The following is a 4,948-nucleotide window of genomic DNA, read 5'->3' as shown; positions in this document are numbered from 1 at the left end:
CGACGGCGGCCAGCAGGGCCTTGTGCGTCGCCTCCGCCTGCTCCATCGCCATCTCGGCCAGCCGGTCGAGCATGCGCCCGGCGCGCGCCGCCTCGGCCGGGTCGAGGCCCGGGGCGGTCGGCTGCGGGGTCGGGACGGAGCACGCCGTGTTCATAGAACATATCATGAACGAAATGAGCCGGCTGCGCAATGAACATTGTGTTGACGCGGATGACGGCTGGACGCGCGCAACGCATCGGGGTCGCCGCGGCCATGGTCCGAAGGGGCGGGCGCCGCCGCGCGGATGGGCATCGAATCCCGCCACACTTGTCACTCATCGCGCTTCGACGTCCGGCGCACACTCTGTCTCCCTGTCGAGAAGGAGAGAGCGAGATGACCAGAGACGCCAACCATCCTGCTACGCCCAGGATTGTCGACCGCAGCACCTTCCAGGCGGAGCTGGACGCGCTGCGGGTCCGCGAGAAAGCCTATACCCGGGAGGGCGATGCCCTGGCCGCTGCCCGCCGGCGGCTGCCCATGGTCGCGGTGGACGGCGCCACGCGGCTCACCGGCGACCGTGGCCCGGTGACGCTGCTGGATGCGTTCGAGGGGCGCCGGATCCTCATCGCCTACTATTTCATGTGGTATGCCGGCCGCCCGGCGCCGGAGCAGTGCGAGGGCTGCAGCCTGTACACGGCGCAGGTCCGCGAGCTGTCCTTCCTGCAGTCCCGCGACGTCACCTACGCCACGATCTGCCAGGGCCCATATGAGGAGAGCGCGCGGTACCGCGACTTCATGGGGTGGGAGATGCCCTGGTACGCGGCCGATCGGGGCGCGCTCGAGACGCTCCTGGTCGGGCGCCGGGTGGGGATGATGCACATCGTCTGCTATCTGCGGCAGGGATCCGACGTGTTCGAGACCTATTGGACCACGCGGCGCGGCGTCGAGGTGATGGGCAACAGCTACGCCCTGCTCGACCTCACGGTCTATGGGCGGCAGGAGTCGTGGGAGGATTCCCCGGCAGGCTGGCCGCGGTTGAGCGGCGAGGATCTCTATCGCATCGGCGACCGTCCCATCGTCCAATGGCCGCGGGTAAAGGCCGGGCATTCCGACGACCTCGGAACCGGCGGGCGGTGAAGCAGAGGGAATAGGCGCAGGAAGCATGGTGCCGGGCGGACGGGAGAAGTCCTGCTGCGCGTCACCGCGCCCCGGCTTTTCGCCTCGCCAAGTCAAGCCTCCCGGCTTGGCTGAGGCCGTGGCGACGATAGCGCAGTCACGGATGGCCGCAAACCTCGAACAGGCATCGAGACCATAGGCAGCGTGCCGGTCGAAGCGTCACGCGCCGATCGGGACCTTGGTCTCGTACTTCACCCGGGACAGGTTGAAGCTGGTGCGGAAGCGCTTGATGTTGTGCTCGTTCGCCAGCACGCGGCGGCAGAACAGGTTGTAGGCCTCCATGTCGCGGCACGTGACGACCAGCAGATAGTCGGTCTCGCCGGACACGAAATAGCATTGCTGCACCTCGGGCTCGGCCGCGATCTTGCGCTCGAAGGCGGCCAGCACGTCCTCGCGCTGGCGGTCCAGCTCGACCCCGACGAAGGCGACGATGGTCTGGCCCACCCGCTCGGGGTCGACCAGCGCCACGTCGCGCACCACCACCCCTTCCTGCCGCAGCCGGCGCACCCGCTTCAGGCAGGCAGGCGGCGACAGCCCGACGCGCTCGGCCAGCGCCAGGTTGGTGATCTGGTTGTCCTCCTGCAGCGCGTCGAGGATGCGCCGGTCGATGGCGTCGAGCTCGGGCGGGGCAGGGCGGACACGGTCCGGGCTTTTCATGGATTTCTCCGCAGCGGCATCAGCGCATTCCACGACAGAAATTCCGGTCCCGCAAATCGAAATCCGTTGCCGATGATTTCGCCGTAGCCTGATTCCAACGAACAGGAGGCGCGATCATGGATTCCCCGGATCTGTCGAACCGCATCGAGGTGCATGACCGCGAGGCGCTGGCCGCGGCACGCGCCGTGCTGGATGCCTGCGCCGACCCGGCGGCGATGGGCGAGGCGGTCAAGGCCGCGGTCGGGCGCAACGCGCAGTGGCGCGGCGAGGACTGCATCAACCTGCTGGCGCCCGAGGCGCCGACCAGCCCCGGCGTGCGGGCGCTGCTGGCGGCCGAGATCGGGACGCGGGCGGCGGAGGGCCATATCGGCCGGGTCAACCGCTGGTTCGCCGGCACCCGCCACATCGACGAGGTCGAGGCGCTGTGCGTCGAGCTGCTGAAGCGCCACTTCCGCTGCAGCTACGCCGACCACCGCCTCTGCGCCTCGATGATCGGCAACGCCGTGGTCTACACCGCGCTGACCACCCCGGGCGACGTGGTGATGACCGCGGCGCAGCCGACCGGCGGCCATTCCTCGAACCGGCATGACGGCCCGGCCGGGGCCATGGGCCGCACCATCGTCGACATCCCGATGGACCCGGAGGAGCTGGTGGTCGACCTCGACCTGTTCCGCCGGGCGGCGCCGCTGGCCCGGCCGAAGCTGGTGGCGCTGGGCCTGTCGATGACGCTGTTCCCGCAGCCGGTGGCGGCGATGCGCGAGGTGATTGCGGAGTGGGACGGCCGCTTCTTCTTCGACGCGGCGCACCAGCTGGGCCTGATCGGCGGCGGCCAGTTCCAGGACCCGCTGAAGGAGGGGGCGGACATCGTCACCGGCTCGGCCGGCAAGACCTTCGCCGGCCCGCAATCCGGCATCCTCTTGTGGGACGACCCGGCGATCACCGAGGCGGTGACGACCGCGGTGTTCCCGGTCTGGGCGGCGACGCACCAGGTCAACCGGGTGGCGGCGCTGGCCCTGGCGACGGCGGAGGCGATCGCCTTCGGCGAGGCGCTGCAGGCCCAGATCGTCGCCAATGCCCAGGCCCTGGCCAGGGCGCTGCAGGAGCGCGGCGTGCCGATGCTGGGTGCGCACAAGGGCTTCACCACCACGCATCAGGCCATCGCCGACGCCCGCGGCTTCGGCCGCGGCCTGGCGGCGGCGCAGACGTTGGAGCGCGCCAACCTGATCGTGAACAAGAACCTGCTGCCGTCCGACCGCAAGGAGGACTGGGACTTCCCCGGCGGCCTGCGCATCGGCACCATCGAGGTCACCCGCTTCGGCATGCGCGAGCGCGAGATGGAGACGATCGCCGAGCTGATCGCCCGGGTGCTGGTGCGCGGCGAGTCGCCGGAAGCGGTGCGGCCGGATGCGGTGGCGCTCAGGCACAGTTTCCCGACGCTGTACTACTGCTTCGAGAACGGTCTGCCGCCGGCTTGAGGCCGTCTTCCAACATCGTCATTGCGAGCGCAGCGAAGCAATCCATCGCGCCGTTCAAGCGGCTCGATGGATTGCTTCGCCGGCTTCGCCTCCTCGCAATGACGGTGAGGGGGCGGAAGGGTTAGCCGGTGCTGCGCCGGGCCCGGGGGTGGGCGTCGGCGTAGACGGTCATCAGCCGCTCGGTGTCGATCTCGGTGTAGCGCTGGGTGGTCGACAGGGCGGCATGGCCCAGCAGCTCCTGGATCGTGCGCAGGTCGCCGCCGCCGGCCAGCAGATGGGTGGCGAAGCTGTGCCGCAGGGCGTGCGGCGTCGCCGAATCGGGCAGGCCCAGCACGGCGCGCAGCTGGCGCATCTGGCGCTCGGCCACGCCGGGGTTCAGCGCGCCGCCACGAGCGCCCAGGAACAGCGGGCCGGTGGCGGCGAGCGGGAAGGGGCAGGCGGCGATATAGGCATCGACCGCCTCACGCACCGCCGGCAGCACCGGCACCATGCGCTGCTTGCGGCCCTTGCCGGTCACCACCAGCGTGTCGCCCTTCGGGGCCTCACGTCGGGTCAGGCCCAGCGCCTCGCCCAGGCGCAGGCCGCAGCCATAGAGCATGAGGAGGAGGGCGCGATCGCGCAGCCCGATCCATTCCTCGGTGGCCAGGGTCTCGGCCGTGTCGACCGCGGCCAGCGCGTCGGTCACCGCCAGCGGCCGCGGCAGGCGCTTCGGCAGCTTGGGGTTGCGCAAGCTGCCGATGGCCGCGTTGTGCAGCACCCCAGCGCGGTCGAGATGGGCCAGGAAGTTGCGCACGCCGGACAGGCCGCGTGCCCGCGTCGCGGCGCCGGCCCCGCCCGCGGCCCGGCGCGACTGGAAGGCGCGCAGGTCTGACAGGGCGGCGGCGGACAGGTCGTTCAGGCTGGGCGGCCGGCCGAGATGCTCGGCCAGGAAGCCGATGAAGCGGCCGACATCGCCGAGATAGGCGCGCAGCGTATGCGGCGAGACTCGCTTCTCCTCCTCCAGCCACAGCCTCCAGCGGCCGGCGGCGTCGCGCAGATCCGCCGCCGCCGGCCAGCCGGCCATGCTGGTTTCAGGCCCGGGGGTCACGGTCGCGTCACGGCCGGTGCCGCCCCCTCACCCGAAATCGCTGCGCGATTTCGACCTCTCCCCGGGGGAGAGGTAACGATGCCGGCCCTGATTCCCTCTCCTTGGGGAGAGGGAGGGGCCCGCCGCGTTGGCGGCGGGACGGTGAGGGGGAAGGGGCGGAAGCCTCGGGGCGCCGACCCGTCCATCCGCCCCTAATCCTGCGCCGGGGTCAGCCAGGAGCGGATGCAGCGCTCCAGCACCCGGCCGAGGAAGCCGACCAGCTCGGTCCGCATCCCGGGATGGAACATCTCCGGGTCGCGGCTGCCGAGAGCCAGGGCGCAGGCCGGCGCCTCGGGCGAGACGTTCAGCCGGACCAGCGCCTGGCTGCGGACCAGCCCGGCGCCGGCGCCGAACAGCGCCTCCTCGCCGGCGGTGTCCGATTCGAGCATCAGCTCCTGCCCGCCGAGGCGATGGGCGATCTCGCCGGGCCCGACGATGCGGACCTCGGCGCTGTGCGGCGGCGATTCCTCGCCCTCCGTCGCCTCGACCAGCAGCGTCACCACGTCGAGGTCGAGCAGCACCGCGAGGTCGGTCG

5 protein-coding genes are annotated in these 4,948 nt (G+C 71.1%); 2 read left to right on the top strand and 3 right to left on the bottom strand.

What is annotated here, in order from left to right:
• Positions 1-372: 372 nt before the first annotated feature.
• A complete protein-coding gene (locus ABDW35_RS32115; RefSeq protein ID WP_343717915.1) occupies positions 373-1,116 on the top strand; it encodes a DUF899 family protein in 744 nt (247 codons plus the stop codon).
• A gap of 198 nt (positions 1,117-1,314) precedes the next feature.
• On the opposite strand, the gene ABDW35_RS32110 is transcribed toward ABDW35_RS32115, so the two are convergent.
• Positions 1,315-1,812, bottom strand: coding sequence for an Lrp/AsnC family transcriptional regulator (locus tag ABDW35_RS32110; protein WP_343717914.1), 498 nt, complete (start codon positions 1,810-1,812; stop codon positions 1,315-1,317).
• Positions 1,813-1,928: 116 nt separating this feature from the next.
• On the opposite strand from ABDW35_RS32110, the gene ABDW35_RS32105 reads away from it, so the two are divergent.
• Complete coding sequence (locus tag ABDW35_RS32105; RefSeq protein WP_343717913.1) at positions 1,929-3,287, top strand: aminotransferase class I/II-fold pyridoxal phosphate-dependent enzyme; 1,359 nt, start codon at positions 1,929-1,931, stop codon at positions 3,285-3,287.
• A 121-nt stretch (positions 3,288-3,408) separates the two neighbouring features.
• Here the strand turns inward: ABDW35_RS32105 and ABDW35_RS32100 are convergent, their stop codons facing one another.
• On the bottom strand, positions 3,409-4,350 hold the full coding sequence (locus ABDW35_RS32100; protein WP_343717912.1) for a tyrosine recombinase XerC: 942 nt from the start codon (positions 4,348-4,350) through the stop codon (positions 3,409-3,411).
• Between the two features lie 215 nt (positions 4,351-4,565).
• The coding region (locus ABDW35_RS32095; protein ID WP_343717911.1) for a DUF484 family protein at positions 4,566-4,948 on the bottom strand (383 nt) is incomplete at its 5' end.

The organism is Inquilinus sp. (genome assembly GCF_039594555.1).
Taxonomy (GTDB): domain Bacteria; phylum Pseudomonadota; class Alphaproteobacteria; order DSM-16000; family Inquilinaceae; genus Inquilinus.
This window is presented reverse-complemented; position numbering and strand designations above follow the sequence as displayed.

Excerpts from the sequence above, each read along its gene's own strand:
- ABDW35_RS32115 (WP_343717915.1), top strand. The coding sequence starts at position 373 with ATGACCAGAGACGCCAACCATCCTGCTACGCCCAGGATTGTCGACCGC.
- ABDW35_RS32110 (WP_343717914.1), bottom strand. The coding sequence starts at position 1,812 with ATGAAAAGCCCGGACCGTGTCCGCCCTGCCCCGCCCGAGCTCGACGCC.
- ABDW35_RS32105 (WP_343717913.1), top strand. The coding sequence starts at position 1,929 with ATGGATTCCCCGGATCTGTCGAACCGCATCGAGGTGCATGACCGCGAG.
- ABDW35_RS32100 (WP_343717912.1), bottom strand. The coding sequence starts at position 4,350 with ATGGCCGGCTGGCCGGCGGCGGCGGATCTGCGCGACGCCGCCGGCCGC.